Annotated in this window: 12 protein-coding genes; 8 read left to right on the top strand and 4 right to left on the bottom strand. The window is 47.0% G+C overall.

Annotated features, from left to right (window positions below):
• On the bottom strand, positions 1–639 hold the full coding sequence (locus tag AC0YOD_RS05690; RefSeq protein ID WP_475798243.1) for a hypothetical protein: 639 nt from the start codon (positions 637–639) through the stop codon (positions 1–3).
• 42 nt (positions 640–681) lie between these two features.
• A complete protein-coding gene (locus AC0YOD_RS05695) occupies positions 682–1,812 on the bottom strand; it encodes a glycoside hydrolase family 88 protein (RefSeq protein WP_475798244.1) in 1,131 nt (376 codons plus the stop codon).
• A gap of 119 nt (positions 1,813–1,931) precedes the next feature.
• On the opposite strand from AC0YOD_RS05695, the gene AC0YOD_RS05700 reads away from it, so the two are divergent.
• Positions 1,932–2,807, top strand: a complete 876-nt coding sequence (locus tag AC0YOD_RS05700; protein ID WP_475798245.1) for a helix-turn-helix transcriptional regulator — start codon at positions 1,932–1,934, stop codon at positions 2,805–2,807.
• A gap of 8 nt (positions 2,808–2,815) precedes the next feature.
• Here the strand turns inward: AC0YOD_RS05700 and AC0YOD_RS05705 are convergent, their stop codons facing one another.
• A complete protein-coding gene (locus AC0YOD_RS05705) occupies positions 2,816–3,574 on the bottom strand; it encodes a helix-turn-helix transcriptional regulator (protein ID WP_475798246.1) in 759 nt (252 codons plus the stop codon).
• A 273-nt stretch (positions 3,575–3,847) separates the two neighbouring features.
• Between AC0YOD_RS05705 and AC0YOD_RS05710 the strand changes: the two genes are divergently transcribed.
• Together AC0YOD_RS05710 and AC0YOD_RS05715 are read left to right on the top strand one after the other, a co-directional pair.
• Entirely contained in the window at positions 3,848–5,815 is a 1,968-nt protein-coding gene (locus tag AC0YOD_RS05710; protein WP_475798247.1) for a beta-galactosidase trimerization domain-containing protein, read from the top strand.
• Between the two features lie 56 nt (positions 5,816–5,871).
• Complete coding sequence (locus tag AC0YOD_RS05715; protein ID WP_475798248.1) at positions 5,872–7,005, top strand: serine hydrolase domain-containing protein; 1,134 nt, start codon at positions 5,872–5,874, stop codon at positions 7,003–7,005.
• Between the two features lie 297 nt (positions 7,006–7,302).
• Here AC0YOD_RS05715 and AC0YOD_RS05720 read toward each other — a convergent pair whose 3' ends face one another.
• A complete protein-coding gene (locus AC0YOD_RS05720; RefSeq protein ID WP_475798249.1) occupies positions 7,303–7,482 on the bottom strand; it encodes a hypothetical protein in 180 nt (59 codons plus the stop codon).
• A 109-nt stretch (positions 7,483–7,591) separates the two neighbouring features.
• On the opposite strand from AC0YOD_RS05720, the gene AC0YOD_RS05725 reads away from it, so the two are divergent.
• The 5 genes from AC0YOD_RS05725 to AC0YOD_RS05745 all read left to right on the top strand — a co-directional run bounded on the left by AC0YOD_RS05725 (position 7,592) and on the right by AC0YOD_RS05745 (position 14,514).
• The gene (locus tag AC0YOD_RS05725) at positions 7,592–8,539 is read left to right on the top strand and encodes an ABC transporter permease (RefSeq protein WP_475798250.1); all 948 of its coding nucleotides are present in this window, start codon (positions 7,592–7,594) and stop codon (positions 8,537–8,539) included.
• A 13-nt stretch (positions 8,540–8,552) separates the two neighbouring features.
• The gene (locus tag AC0YOD_RS05730; RefSeq protein WP_475798251.1) at positions 8,553–9,422 is read left to right on the top strand and encodes a carbohydrate ABC transporter permease; all 870 of its coding nucleotides are present in this window, start codon (positions 8,553–8,555) and stop codon (positions 9,420–9,422) included.
• Between the two features lie 64 nt (positions 9,423–9,486).
• Positions 9,487–11,076 (top strand): extracellular solute-binding protein, encoded by a 1,590-nt coding sequence (locus AC0YOD_RS05735; protein ID WP_475798252.1) that lies wholly within the window; start codon positions 9,487–9,489, stop codon positions 11,074–11,076.
• 76 nt (positions 11,077–11,152) lie between these two features.
• Entirely contained in the window at positions 11,153–12,892 is a 1,740-nt protein-coding gene (locus AC0YOD_RS05740) for a sensor histidine kinase (protein WP_475798253.1), read from the top strand.
• Positions 12,892–14,514 carry a response regulator gene (locus AC0YOD_RS05745; RefSeq protein ID WP_475798254.1) on the top strand — a complete coding sequence of 541 codons (1,623 nt, stop codon included), beginning with the start codon at positions 12,892–12,894 and terminating at the stop codon, positions 14,512–14,514. Before AC0YOD_RS05740 ends, AC0YOD_RS05745 begins: the two co-directional genes overlap by 1 nt.
• Positions 14,515–14,541: the final 27 nt, after the last annotated feature.

Consider the following 14,541-nt stretch of genomic DNA (forward strand, 5'->3'; position numbering starts at 1 on the left):
TCAAACTTGAATCATCAAGGGGATTTCCAGCCAAATGAGAGAGCCATCCGTCTCATCGTCCCACATGATGAAATGCGGCTCCATCGCACCCACCCAGTCCGAGGGCGTGCCCGAGGTGGAGAGCTTGCCTTCATAAGGGGGAAGTTCGATAGTGGCTGGCGATTCGGAATAAAAAAACATCAGATTCTCATGAAGGGCGATCATCCCGTATTTGTCTCCGTCGCCGGGACGTTCCTCTTGGTATTGGTAATGATAGAAAATATAGCTGGCCACCTGCTCAGGCTTTAGCCGGGCGATTCGGGCAAAAGGTTTGGTCGAAACCTCACTTCGACGCCAATGCTCCTCGCTAACAGGCTGCTGATAGTGAAAGATGTCCATCATCGGCACCCATTTTCTGTTGATGTCCGTTCCCGGCCAGTCTTCCAGCTCCGCCTCGCAATCGTGAAAGAGGCGATGGGGATCGACGTTCTCCGCCGCGCTTTCGTAATAAAGAAACAGCTGGGCACCCCAGCTGAACAAACTAAGATGTTGAACGCCGATATCGCGTATTCGGTTCTTAAGCATGGGCAATGCTTCTCGGAAATACGTTTCAGGATCGATTCCATTGCGGTATTGAGCCCTATAGTGATAACGATGCATAAAGTAAATCGCCTCCGGTTCTTATTAGCCAATCCGATCTCGTTACCGTTCATACCAATAGCCGGGCACTCCGCGTTCCAATCGCATCAAAGCTTCCAGATAGAAGTAGTCGCCCCAGATGACATAATCATCGGGGGAGATATTAAGCCGGACGGCATAGGAACCCCGATTCAGAAGTCCTTGAACGTCTTGATCTCCCTTCGTGGAATAGCTCGCGGCAAGCGAAGCGACCATTCGTTCTGCTGCGCTTGTCAGCCAGTTCCGATCGGCATCGCCGTCCGGAAGCAAAGAGGCTATTTCGAGCATACCTGATGCGGCGATGGCTGCGGCTGAGCTGTCCCGTTTGGTTTCCGGCACCTGAGGTGCGTCAAAATCCCAGTACACTACACCGTCCTCGGGCAGCCGGACAACGAAATATCGCGCCAATCGCTTCGCCGTATCGAGCAGTTCAGGTTGCCGCATATAGCGATAGGCAAGCGCAAATCCGTAAATTCCCCAGGCTTGCCCTCTGGTCCAAGTTGATCCGTCCTGTTTGCCCTGATGAGTGCCGCCGCGGATCGAATCTCCGGTCATTAAATCAAAGTAGAACGTATGATAGGTAGAGTCATCCCCGCGCACGAGGAATCGACGGCTTATAGCCGTTTGTTTGTCGGCAGCTTGGCGGTAACGCCCGTCGCCAGTTTGCTCGTAGGCCCAATGCAGCAGAGGCAAATTCATCAAACAATCCACGATGATGCGGCCGCCGTTCTGCGGATCATCCTTTGGACCCCATGCCTGCAGAATACCCGGCACATCGCGCCATCTCTCAAGTAGAACATCAGCAGCTTGCAAGGTAATCGAACGGGATTGTTCGTCTCTTTCCACAATCCAATGGGCTTTGGTAGAGAGGGAATATAGAAATCCGATGTCATGGTGGTCCAGATTTACCCGGTTCTCAAGGCGGTGACGGAAGCTGGCTACCGTGTTCATAGCGGCATTCCTATAACGGGAATCGTTGGTGTATTCATAAGACAGCCAGAGAAGTCCGCTCCAGAAGCCTTCGGTCCAATCATTGTTAGGAGTCAATCGATAGATCCGGTTTCCTTGGGAGCTTGTAAGGGGAAATTTGTCTTCAAATCTTTCGATATTTTGAGAAACGACAGTCAGCGCATCTTCGATCGCTTGTGCCCACATGGCGGCAGCCTCCAATTCTTTTATGAAAATCTGCCTCAATTATATAACCGGACGAATGATTCTAGGTTGTGCTAAAATATAGCTAAATTGCGATTCTCGTAACGTAGGGGGCGATAGAATTGACGTCTCGAATAGAGCATGTGGACCCGGGTCATAGCAGTTTTTTCTTTGCGTTCCGGGATGAGTGGAATGATGATCATTTTCTCAAATTCCATGCGCATCAAGGGTTGGAGTTGTTGTTTATTCACGAGGGTCAAGGACTCGTAGAGGTAGAAGGCACAGGTTATGATTTAGAGGGCGGAGTGCTGTTCTGCTTCCAGCCTTACCAGCTGCACCGGTTGGAAATTCCGAGCCGAAAGGATGCCAGGTATGTGCGGACCAATCTTACTTTTGATCCGCGCTACTTGGAGCCTTATCTCGCTCCGTATCCCAAACTGCAATCTTTTCTTCATTTTCTGGCCAAAGGAGCTTTGCCCACACCGAAGTTCGCATTCGAGGAAAACCAATTGAGGATGCTAATGGAGGGGCATGCCGGAGCCATTCGGGAAGCAGGGGAGGATCAGGAGGAGGCACGCATCTTATTTTTGATTGCTCTTCTGCGCCATCTTCAGCTGTCGGTTGTTACCCATGCAGAGCTGTCGCCAGAAGGCTGGTCTGTGAATATGACCGGTCATATTGAAGTGATTATGGACTGGATCGAGGAACATTTCAGGCAGCCCTTCCGTTTGGATCAGCTGGCTGGAGAGCTGCACCTGTCCTCCTACTATGTATCCCATTTGTTCAAGCAATACACCGGCGTATCCATTATGGATTACGTCACAGCAAGAAGAATTCGCGAAGCCTGCGTTTTATTAGGGAGCTCGGACAAATCGGTAGGGCAGATCGCTAGCGAGGTCGGTAGACTAAGCTCTCCTTATTTTTGCAAGTTGTTCAAAAAACATAAAAGCATGACGCCGCTGGACTACCGCTCGGCGCTGCATCATTCCACAAAGTAGCACCTTGCTTATGCTCTGCCTATTCGGGCAGACCGGTATTGTCCCGGCGTCATTCCCGTTTGTTTGCGAAACAAGCGATTGAAATAGTTGGCATTCTCGATGCCGATGCGCTGGCCGATTTCGGATACGGAAAGCTCCGAGCTCTCCAGAAGCGATCTGGCTTGCTTGATTTGCAGATCATGCAAGTATTGAAGTGGGCTCATGCCCGTATATTTCTTGAGGCACCTGGCGAGATAGTCGAAATGAAAGTGCAGACTATGCTCCATATGCTTCGCGTCGAAGGGCTGGGTCAGATGCTGCTGCAGGTAGGCAATTGTTTGATCGCAGAGCAGTCTGGAGCGGGGGACATACCTGTTATGCACGACCGTTTGCAGCGCTACGAACAATTCGGCCAGCTGCGTCTGCAACGGCAAGGAGCTTGCTGGCGATAACGTATGATGCAGCTCCAGCATCCGCTGGAGGAACGGGAGGATGTTCGGTGCGTGCACGCTTGTGAACTTCGGAATATACATGACCTGCCGATGCGGTTCAACATCGTGATTCGTACCTTTGGCAGAAGGTAGCGACCAAGGAATTTGCGCGCTGTCGATCGCTCGGACAGGCTCAGGATGAACAAAATGAATCCAAACGATTTCGGTAGTTTCTTCGCAGGGGCGATGCCCGACATGCGTCCGGTTAGGCTCGAGTACAAGCATGTCACCTTCCTTGATCTCGTAAGGCATATCGTCTTCCGTAATATACAAGGTTCCTTTCAAGACGAAGAGCATGTCGTATACATTGAATGAGCGGACAAAGTGCTGTTGACCCGGCGGCCAGAAGGCATGGCCGATCATCAATAACTGCGGCAGTGGAGGAATCGATAGTTCCAGGCATTGCATGACTGGACAGCTCCTTTTCAGAGGTAATCATTATCTTATTCTAGCATGCCTTATGATCTAGAAGGTAGAAATCGTGCTATAAAAAGTCGCTTATGAACCTGTGCGCCCAACCGCGGAGCTTATATAGTTAAGCTATACGAACCGGAAAGGGAGATATAGCTTATGCGATTCCGTCAGGTCCATCTCGATTTTCACACTTCCGAGGCGATTGCGCCGATCGGATCCCGTTTTGACAAAAAGCAGTTTCAGGAAATGCTGCGGCTGGGCCGCGTCGATTCCATTACATTGTTCTCCAAATGCCATCACGGCTGGGCTTATCATCCAACGGATGCGAACGAAATTCATCCGGGACTTAACTTTGATCTGCTCGCTGAAATGATTGAGGCGGCACATGAGATTGATGTCAAGACGCCCGTATACTTATCGGCCGGACTCGACGAAAAGTTGGCCAGACGGCACCCGGAATGGCTCATTCGCGATGAGAATGATGATACGAATTGGGTCAAGGGCTTCTTGGAACCGGGTTATCACCAGTTTTGCATGAATTCGCCTTACCTGCGCATCCTGCTCGGTCAAATCCGCGAAACGTTGCTGCGCTATGAAGCCGACGGATTGTTCCTCGATATCGTCGGTGTGCGCAAATGCTACTGTCATCATTGCGTTCATAGCGCGCAGGAAGAAGGCATCGATCCGCGTGATGCGAAGACGATGCGGCAAGTATGGGAGAAAACGTATGCCAACTATACCACTAAGGTCAAGGAAACGGTCGAATCGGTCAAGCCGGGTCTGCCGATCTTCCATAATGGAGGACATATCGCCCGGGGTCGCCGCGACTTGGCAGCCATGAACAGCCACTTGGAGCTGGAATCCCTGCCGACAGGCGGCTGGGGCTACGATCACTTTCCGCTTTCGGCCCGATATGCGCAGACGCTTGGCGTCGATTTTCTCGGCATGACGGGGAAGTTCCATACGTCGTGGGGAGAATTCGGCGGCTATAAGCACCCGAACGCGCTCCGTTACGAAACGGCGCTCAGCATAGCCAATGGCGCAAGATGCTCAATCGGAGATCAGCTGCATCCGGACGGTCATATGGACGAAGTAACCTATGCCTTGATCGGTGCGGCTTATCGCGAGGTCGAGAGCAAGGAAGCTTGGTGCGTGAAGGCGACGAACGTCGCCGATGTGGCCCTTCTGTCACTCGAAGCGACCGGCATGCATACGAAGTCGGAGGCGCGCAAGTCGAATTCGGATGCCGGCGCTGTTCGCATGCTCCTTGAGGGAAACTTGCTGTTTGACGTCATCGATACGGAGCATGATTTTTCAACATATAAAGTGTTGATTTTGCCGGATTATGTAGAAGTGGGCGATGAGCTGCGGAGGAAACTGGAGTCTTACTTGCAGCAGGCTGGAAAAATTCTCGCAACGGGCTGGTCCGGACTGAATCCGGAAGGCAGTGATTTCGCAATCGACCTTGGAGTGCGGCATCTGGGGACAAATGCGTATCGTCCCGATTATTTTCGCCCTCTCTTCCAGCCGGAGAGCTTGGGGGAGGCGTCCTACATTTTTTACGCACAGGGACAGAAGATTGAGCTGGACGGCGGGATTGAGCTTGGACGGCGCGAGGATCCGTATTTCAACCGCGACGCGTTTACGTTCTGTTCGCATCAGCATACGCCAAGCAGCTACGCTTACGGCGGGCCGGGCATGGTGGAGAGCGGCAGCGGGATTTATATCGCATGGAACGTATTCGAAGATTATGCGTCCAAAGGCAGCCTGATCTTGAAGGAAGCGGTGCTGTATGCATTGAATCGTCTGCTGCCCGACAAGACGCTGCAAACGAGTCTGCCTGCGCAAGGCATAGTCACGCTTCAAGAGCAGAAGGATGAGAATCGGCTGGTTAATCATCTGCTCTATGCGTCCCCGGTTCGCCGAGGAGAGGGTATCGAAGTCATTGAGGATATCATTCCACTTTACGATGTAAGAGCTTCCGTTAGGACGGCCATTCCCGTGAGCCAGGTGTACTTGGCGCCGCAAATGACGCCCTTGCCGTTCAGCTGCGAGAACGGAACCGTTACGTACACGGTACCTGAGCTGAAGTGTCATCAAATGGTAGTGATCGATTTTATTTAAATGAATGAGTGAGTGACATTTTCTAGACGACTACATTATACAAAAGGATGAATGATATGGATTTCAAACCATTAGCTTCATTTATTGACCGTGTGACCTCTTGGCGTATCCCTTGGGCGGAGGTGCTGGTCATGCATCGTAACGAAACGGTATTCCGTTACAGGAGCGGTCTCATCAACCTAGAAGAGGAAACGCCAATCAGCGACGGCAGGATCTTCAATATTTATTCGATGACGAAGATCATGACCTGCGCGGCGGCGCTTCGCCTTGTTGAGAAGGGAGCCATTCTGCTCAATGATCCACTATCAGCATACCTGCCGGAGTACGCCGAGATGAACGTAAAGAAGAGGCTTCTGAGCGGCGAAGTTGTGCTTGAACGGACGAAGAAGCCGATCCGGGTTCGTGATCTGTTCACGATGACGGCAGGCTTTTCCTATGATTTAGGCGCGCCTTCCATCCAGGAGATCGTGGAGCGTACAGATGGCAAAGTACCAACACGAGCCTTCGCGGAGGCGCTCGCTAAGGAGCCGCTGCTGTTCGAACCGGGGACCCGATGGAGTTACAGCTTATGCCATGATGTGCTCGGAGCACTCGTCGAGGTTGTGGACGGTCGAAGCTTCGGCACCTATATTCGAGAGGAGATTACAGCACCACTGGGCATGTTCGATACGGGCTTCGATCTCTCGATGGAGCAGCGAAGCCGTCTCGCTCCACAATATGATTATAATGATGAGCTAGGCAAACCCGTACGCAAGGACGGAAACGGTTTCCGGATCGGAACGGAATTCGAGAGCGGTGGGGCGGGACTGCTGTCTACCGTGAGTGACTATGCGCGGTTCTTGAACGCTTTGACCAATCAAGGAACAAGCACGGACGGCGTACGCATCCTATCGCCAGCGATGGTGGATCTGATGCGCACGGATCATTTGAACGATGACATGCGCGGCGATTACTCCTGGGATCAGCTGATGGGTTATGGCTACGGGCTTGGCGTTCGCACGCATATTGCCAAAGCGGTCAGCGGTTCGCTTAGTCCGATCGGCGAATTCGGCTGGAGCGGCGCCGCCGGCTGCATGGCCATCATCGATCCGGAATCACAGCTGACCGTCATGTACGCGCAGCATCTCCTGAACAATCAGGAGTCTTACGTGCATCCGCGGTTAAGAAATGTCGTGTATAGTTGTTTGTAATACTAGTGTTTTATTGGATGACCGAAATTACTTGGGAATTATATTGTTAAGATAGGGCAGCATCATCTACTTTGTAAAATAGTTGGAAATTGCCTCGTAAATATCTCCTCGTTTCAGGTGAATGGGTCATTTGGCAATAATTGAAATAAGTATTTCCGGTTATTCTGCGCCACTTGAGTCATTTCCAAAAAATAACCGAAGAAATTCCTTTTCATTCAAATCACTAGAATTGCCTTAGAAATGAAACAAAAGAGCCTATCGAAAGCCGCAATCGGCATTTTGATAGGCTCTTCGTTGTTAGTCGCCCCAGACGCTGGCACCGTCCCAGCCGAACTCTCCACTTTGGATCAACGCGTTGTTTTCCTCTCGGTCAACCAAGGCCCGTACGCCAAGACCATAGCTGTAGCTGCTCTTGCTGACCCCGCCGAATTTGGCGAGATCCCGCTGCGCCTCATTGTACAAAAGCTTTGTCAGCATTTCATAAGGCCAACTTACTTAATATCTTATAAGAAATTCTTAAAATTCCAGAAATTTATCTGATAGGGGGATGCTATTATACAAATATAAATAAAGACGAGGTGATGACATGCAATCGAAATTGGCAGTGGAAGCCATTCCCCTCTCCAAAAAGCGGAATTCGTGGATAAGATCCATACAAAAGTATAAAGTGATGTACGCTCTTTTAATTCCGGCATTAGTTTATTTTGCTGTATTCAAATACATTCCTTTGGCGGGAATCATTATAGCTTTTAAAAACTACAATCTAGCTTTGGGGTTATGGGATAGCCCATGGGTGGGATTGAAAAATTTTAAAGATTTTATTAACGGCGTTTATTTCTGGGACATCATGAGAAATACGATTATTATATCGTTGTATAAGCTATTGTTCGGTTTCTCCGCTCCCATCGCACTTGCTTTGCTTCTTAATGAAGTTCATACCAAGTGGTTTAAGAATATCGTACAAACCATTACTTATTTACCCCATTTTCTGTCTTGGGTCATTGTTTATGGATTGATGGTCGCTTTATTAGCCCCGGGTGATGGCCTATTTAATATGATTTTGAAGGAAAACGGTATTCACCCCATTTCCTTCCTAACAGAGCCTGCTTGGGGAAGACTGCTGGTCATCTCATCTGAAATATGGAAGGACATTGGTTGGGGTGCGATACTGTACCTTGCCGCATTAGCAGGGATTGATCCAAGCTTATACGAAGCGGCTCGAATGGATGGCGCTTCCAAATGGAGACAGCTCTGGCATGTAACCTTACCCGGCATTCGAGGAGTCATTATTCTGATGCTGATTCTTAAGTTGAGCCATATTCTGGACGCTGGTTTTGACCAAATCTTCATGTTTGCCAACAGTTTTAACCAGGAGAAGATCGATATTATCGACACATGGGTATACCGCGAGGGGCTGGAGCGTCTTAAGATTGGCCTCGCTACTGCTGTGGGATTGTTTAAAGCTGTCATCGGATTTATTTTAGTGTTGGCTGCGAATAAGCTCGCCAAAAAATTCGATGGGCAAATTTGGTGAGGTGGTATGAGCTATGGTTAAGCTGACGATTGGGGAAAAAGTATGGCAAGCATCCGTTTATTTTATTCTTATTGTGCTATCACTGATTTGCTTACTTCCCTTTTTATATGTGGTCGCTGTTTCTGTAACACCGGAATCGGAAGTGTTAAGAAGAGGGATTGTGATTATACCAGAATCCTTTACCTTTGCAGCCTATAAGGAAGTATTCATTTCTAATGGTATAGGTCAGGCGTATAAAATAACGCTGTTCCGAACAATTGTAGGCACTGCGTTAAATGTGTTTTTTACGGTAATCGCGGCGTACCCATTATCCAAAAAATATTTGCCGGGACGCAGTCCGTTTTTATTATTCATTGTGTTTACCATGATGTTTAGCGGGGGATTAATTCCGACTTATTTGTTAATCCGCTCTTTGGGGATGTTAAATAGTCCATGGGTTTTAATTATTCCGCATCTCATTAGTGCATTTAATCTGGTGATCATTAAAGGCTTTTTCGAGCAATTGCCTGCTGAAATTGAGGAATCGGCGAGAGTAGACGGCGCAAGTGAACTTCAGTCGCTATGGAAAATCATTTTACCGCTGTCCATGCCTGTCCTCGCCACGATTTCCCTATTTTACGCAGTAGGGCATTGGAACAGCTATTTCGATGCGATTGTGTATATCAATGATGCGAATTTAATGCCACTTCAAGTTGTCTTGCGCAACATTCTGCTTAACATTGCAAATCAAAGTGCTGAGTCGATTGCCAATACCGGAACGGTTAGCCAGTTCGCTGTTCAAATGGCTGCTGTTGTCGTGACTACGGTCCCCATTCTGATCGTGTATCCATTTATGCAAAAGCATTTTACCAAGGGTATGCTCATGGGATCGATTAAAGGTTAAAAGCAAATCTTATCTAGGTTGTTACGGGAAACCGTGATAATATACAAGCAAAGGAGAGGTCAATATGCAAAGAACAAAGATTTCATTTGCCATTCTGGCTGCTATTGTAGGGCTGGGAACGCTATTGTCGGGATGTGGGGATAAAGAAGAGGGTGTTAAGCCGACAGCTTCGAGCAGCTCACCATCCACGGATAACGCGTTTGCGAAAAAAATGAAAATCACGATGTTTAACCAAGGCACGTTCAACGCTGCCGCTCCGATTCCTCCACGCGATGAAGACATTCAACGGCAAATGCTGGAGAAGGCAATGAACATCGACTTGGATATGATGATTCCTCAGGCTGGGCAATCAACAACCAAACTAAATACGCTTATTGCAGGCGGGGATATCCCGGATTTGCTTTTCTTGAAGAGTCGGTCCGATCTCGCGCAATATTATGATCAAGGCGTTCTTGCGGATTTGACACCGTATCTGGATCAATTCCCTGAACTTCAGAAACGTTTTAGCAGCGACTCCTGGGAGGCGATGTCCTATCAAGGGAAAACCATTGGAGTTCCAGGTTATGATAATGTAAACGGTATCAGCCGAAGCTTCTTCATCCGCAATGATTGGTTGAAAAAGCTGAATATGGAAGTGCCAACGACACCTGACGAGCTGTTTGAAGTTATGAAAGCCTTTACAGAGAAAGACCCGGACGGAAATGGCAAGAACGATACGTACGGATTCATCGGCGGCATGAATAAAGAGGGCAGTTTGCAAACCTACGGCTTCGATAGCTTGATGTGGATGTTTGGCGTCAATCCTCCATCAGCCATTGAAGTGAAAGATAATGAACCGGTATTTCTATTTATCGATCCCAAAATGAAAGAAGCGCTTGCTTACATTAATAAAATGATGGCAGCCAATGTGGTAGACCCCGATTGGGTGACGATGACCTCGCCTGATTTGTTGGACCAAAAGCTATTTAAGGGGAAAGTCGGCTTCATGATCAGGGATGCGCGAAGGCTGGAGCCGGATTATCAGCAGAAAATGAAAGAAATCAGCGGAGAGGTGCCGGAATGGATCGTGATTCCTCCAATGATAGGTCCTTACGGCGATCAAATCGTTGAGAGAAAATCGTTCCAAGGCAATTCATGGGCCATCTCCAAGAAAGCGGATAAGGACAAAATCATTCGGATCTTATCCATGCTGAACTACCTCTTTACTGACGAAGACGCCTATCCGAATTTTGCATACGGGATCAAAGGGATTCATTGGGACGTGGTGGACGGCAAGATCAAAAATAAAACGTCCGAATTATCGAAGGAAATGAAAGAAAAGTACCTATGGGTCGATCATTACAGAATGCCGCGCCGTGGTGACGATGCAGAGTACTTCAGCTTCCAGAATCCTAAGACGGCAGAAGCTTTCGTGAATAATCAGAAATATGTGGGGCCAACGCTACCTGGAAACTTATTGACCGCAGACCCTAGCGATACCTTGGCAACTGACCGCTCGCGTTTCATTAATGAGAGCTTAGTCAAATTTATGACGGGCAAAGACCCTCTATCCAATTGGGACAATTTCCTCCAAACGTTGGATACCAAGTTTGACATGCAGAAATATAAGGAAACAGCAATCAAGCAATTTAAAGAAGCAGGCTTAATCAAGTAAATGAACGAAGAGAGTGGCTATTCGTAGCCCCTCTCTTTATTGTCATTTTAATACGGACTCAAAAGGAAGATGAGCAATGCGAAGAAGAATCAGCTTGCCTTTAAAATTATTTTTTATCGTGTTTGCGTTTGTATTAGGCTGCATAATCTTGATAAGCCAATTGTCCTATCGCTATGTCCAAAAGGAAATAAGAACCAATGACATCTACTACACCAACCAAATACTTGACAAGGTCGATCAGTATTTCACCGTTAATTTTTCCTCCTTCCAGACGATCCTGTTCTCGGTCGAAACATCGGTGAAAGCCAACATTGAAAATACGGAAGTAATCAAAAAGCAATTAAGAGAGCTATATGAACTCAACAGTAATTACGTCAGTAATATTTATTTGATCAAAAGCGATTTATCCATTGTAGGCGGAAGTACACCTACCCGGATATTCGATGAACCATTACCGGAAAGAGAGCCTTTATTTGATGCGGCCGACAAGAACAGAAGGACTACCTTTGTCAGTGATCCTTACAAATCTAAGTATTCTGGCTGGACAGTTACGATGGTTCGATATCTGAACCACGCTCCGTTTCCTATGGCCATTGCCGTAGATTTGGATCTAAATGCCATTGAAGAAACCTTATTCAAGATTAATAAACAGGAACAAATGAATCTGGCTCTGATCACCGCATCGGGTAAGATCATTGCCGGTTTTTCGGAAAATAGAGGACCACTGAATATTCAAGATCATACTTTTTCAATCGGGGAAACGTCAGCGGAACAAATTCTGGATACTGCAGAAACAAGCCTTCAACTGCATACCAAGGATGGCCTGCCGGTCTCCCTTCTGAAAAAACCGACGGAGAAATTCAATTGGACCATCATTTCGATCAACGATGAATCACGCTTGAAAGCCGCTCTGTCCAGATTGGAAACCTATTATCTCGAGCTTTTAGCGGCAGGACTTCTCTTAAGTTTGTTCATTTCCTTTTTTATTGCCAAGTATATAAGGAATCCGCTCTATGCGCTCAAAACAAAAATGAAGCGGGTGGAGCAAGGCTGGCTCACAACTACAATATCGATTAACCGAAACGATGAGTTCGGAGATCTCTCCCGAGCCTTCGATCGTATGCTGCAGCAAATTGTGGAATTGATTCGGCGAGCGGAGCTTCATAATGAGCTTGAGCGGAAGCTGGAGATTCAAGTGCTGCAGTCTCAAATAAACCCTCATTTTCTGTATAACACGCTTGGTTCGATCAGCAATGTTATACATCTCGGACAAATAGAGAAAGTAGATGTGGTGATCGGGTCGCTCATTTCATTATTGGAATATGGGATAGATGACGCTTCAGAGAAGGTCTCCCTTCGCCAGGAACTACGAAATGTAGCGGACTATATCGAAATCCAGAACATCCGATATAATAGAAATTTCCACTTGATTGAAAATATCGAAGCAGGGTTAATGGATTTTTCTGTTTTTAGAATGCTGCTGCAGCCCCTTGTGGAGAATAGTATCTTCCATGGCTACAACGGAGGGGGGATCGAAGGACCTATTACGATTCATGCGTACAGGGAGGGCGGCATCGTCATCATAGAAGTAGTTGATCAAGGCGAGGGAATTCCAGCCGATAAAATAAAGCTTATTTTAATTTCAGAACCGAGTGATGTGGAAGTGAAAAGAAAACGAATCGGGTTAAATAATATTCATGGCCGAATAAGACTTCACTACGGTGAACAATTCGGGCTCCAAATCATTAGTATACCTAAGGAAATAACCCGTGTACGCGCCATATTCCCGGCAGACTTGCTAAAAGGAGATGCATAATGGTGAGAGACTATACCTGCTTCATTGTTGACGATGAAGACCTAATCATTCAAAGATTGGAATTGTTTTTTAACGAGCTCTCCCACAGGGATAGGCGGTTTGTTCTAGTGGGAAAAGCGAATAATGGGCTGAATGGGATCGAGGAGATTTTAAAGCTTAAGCCGGATATCGTAATATCTGATATCGTTATGCCGCGAATGGATGGAATCTCCATGATTGAGCAGCTAAAGCTGGAGCTCCCCCATACCCAATACATACTATTGACCGCCTATTCATCCTTTGAATACGCCCAGCGAGCTATTCATGCCAACGTATTGGAGTACATTGTTAAGGTTCCGCTGAGGGAAGCGGATTTGGATCGGGCCCTAGCTAAGGGGGCTGGGATTTTAAATGAGGTTAAGAAAAAAGAAGCGGAATTTCAATCGTTAAACATATCCGTGCTTGAAAATAAATATAGAGTACGCAAGCAATTTTTTAACGAGCTTATCAGAGGCGAAATCCCTTCCCATCGGGCATCGGATTTTGCAAATCGCATGCAGTTCCATTTCTTTCAAGCCAACTATTGCTGCTTCATTGTTGAAATAAATACGTATGAAAGTTTTCGAAACGAATATTCAGCAGCTGATCAAAACATCTTGAAATATGCGATTACGAATATAATCGAAGAAACGGTGATGAATGGTGGCAGTGGCGTAGCTGCGGATCTGTCCGATAATCGTTTTATTGGCTTTCTATCCTGGGAAAATAACCGCAGTGATATGGAAACGGAATATGCTTGCCAATCATTGGGAGGGCAGATCGTCTCTCATTTGCATCAATATTTGAATCAAAGGGTATCCGTCGCTTTTGGAGGTCCGCACCGAGGCTGGGAATCTATCAAACAAGCGTACTCGGAAGCTAAAAATGTGAGTGAGGATTTCTATTATCATACAGAGAAAGTAGTAAAAACACCCATGCATCGGTTCCAATACCATAATGACAAAAAAGCAGACTTTCAACAGAAACTGGCTGATTTTCTAATATGGGTGAAAAGGAAGGTTTCCAAGGAAGAGCTGGAGAACGTATTCGCTGATCTGAACCAATTTGTTACGGACCATAAAATCCATAAGTCCATCGTGGCGCCGATGCTTAGAGACTTGTACAGAGACATAATCGTGAAGTTTAAATCGGGGAATAAGCTGGCCACGGAAGTAGAAGAATTTCCTATGGAATTTATGGCATTTCATGAGCAGCTTGCTTATATTGGCGACTTCACATTCGAATACGTACACGCTGGCCAACTATTACATCGTGCAGAAATCATGAGTGCTATGCATTTTATAGAGAAGAACCTGAAACAGCGTTTAACGCTGGAGGCTATTGCTGATAATGTGAATTTGGCTCCGTCGTATTTTAGCAGCTTATTCAAAAAAACAATGAATGAAGGCGTGATCAGCTACATTAACCGTAAAAAAATCCAATTAGCTCTCGAGCTGTTAAATGTTCAGGATTATTCTTTATTGGAATTATGCGAGGAAGTAGGCATCGTCAATGAAGGCTACTTTTGCAAACTATTTAAAGAATATACGGGTGATACTCCTAAGCAATACCGGATAAAAATGACACGGTACGAATCCAAATAAAGTTGCAAAAAATATATGATTTTTTCG

The sequence above is a fragment of the Paenibacillus sp. J31P13 genome (genome assembly GCF_056269295.1).

Excerpts from the sequence above, each read along its gene's own strand:
- AC0YOD_RS05690 (WP_475798243.1), bottom strand. The coding sequence starts at position 639 with ATGCATCGTTATCACTATAGGGCTCAATACCGCAATGGAATCGATCCT.
- AC0YOD_RS05695 (WP_475798244.1), bottom strand. The coding sequence starts at position 1,812 with ATGTGGGCACAAGCGATCGAAGATGCGCTGACTGTCGTTTCTCAAAAT.
- AC0YOD_RS05705 (WP_475798246.1), bottom strand. The coding sequence starts at position 3,574 with ATGCTCTTCGTCTTGAAAGGAACCTTGTATATTACGGAAGACGATATG.
- AC0YOD_RS05710 (WP_475798247.1), top strand. The coding sequence starts at position 3,848 with ATGCGATTCCGTCAGGTCCATCTCGATTTTCACACTTCCGAGGCGATT.
- AC0YOD_RS05715 (WP_475798248.1), top strand. The coding sequence starts at position 5,872 with ATGGATTTCAAACCATTAGCTTCATTTATTGACCGTGTGACCTCTTGG.
- AC0YOD_RS05720 (WP_475798249.1), bottom strand. The coding sequence starts at position 7,482 with ATGCTGACAAAGCTTTTGTACAATGAGGCGCAGCGGGATCTCGCCAAA.
- AC0YOD_RS05725 (WP_475798250.1), top strand. The coding sequence starts at position 7,592 with ATGCAATCGAAATTGGCAGTGGAAGCCATTCCCCTCTCCAAAAAGCGG.
- AC0YOD_RS05730 (WP_475798251.1), top strand. The coding sequence starts at position 8,553 with ATGGTTAAGCTGACGATTGGGGAAAAAGTATGGCAAGCATCCGTTTAT.
- AC0YOD_RS05735 (WP_475798252.1), top strand. The coding sequence starts at position 9,487 with ATGCAAAGAACAAAGATTTCATTTGCCATTCTGGCTGCTATTGTAGGG.
- AC0YOD_RS05740 (WP_475798253.1), top strand. The coding sequence starts at position 11,153 with ATGCGAAGAAGAATCAGCTTGCCTTTAAAATTATTTTTTATCGTGTTT.
- AC0YOD_RS05745 (WP_475798254.1), top strand. The coding sequence starts at position 12,892 with ATGGTGAGAGACTATACCTGCTTCATTGTTGACGATGAAGACCTAATC.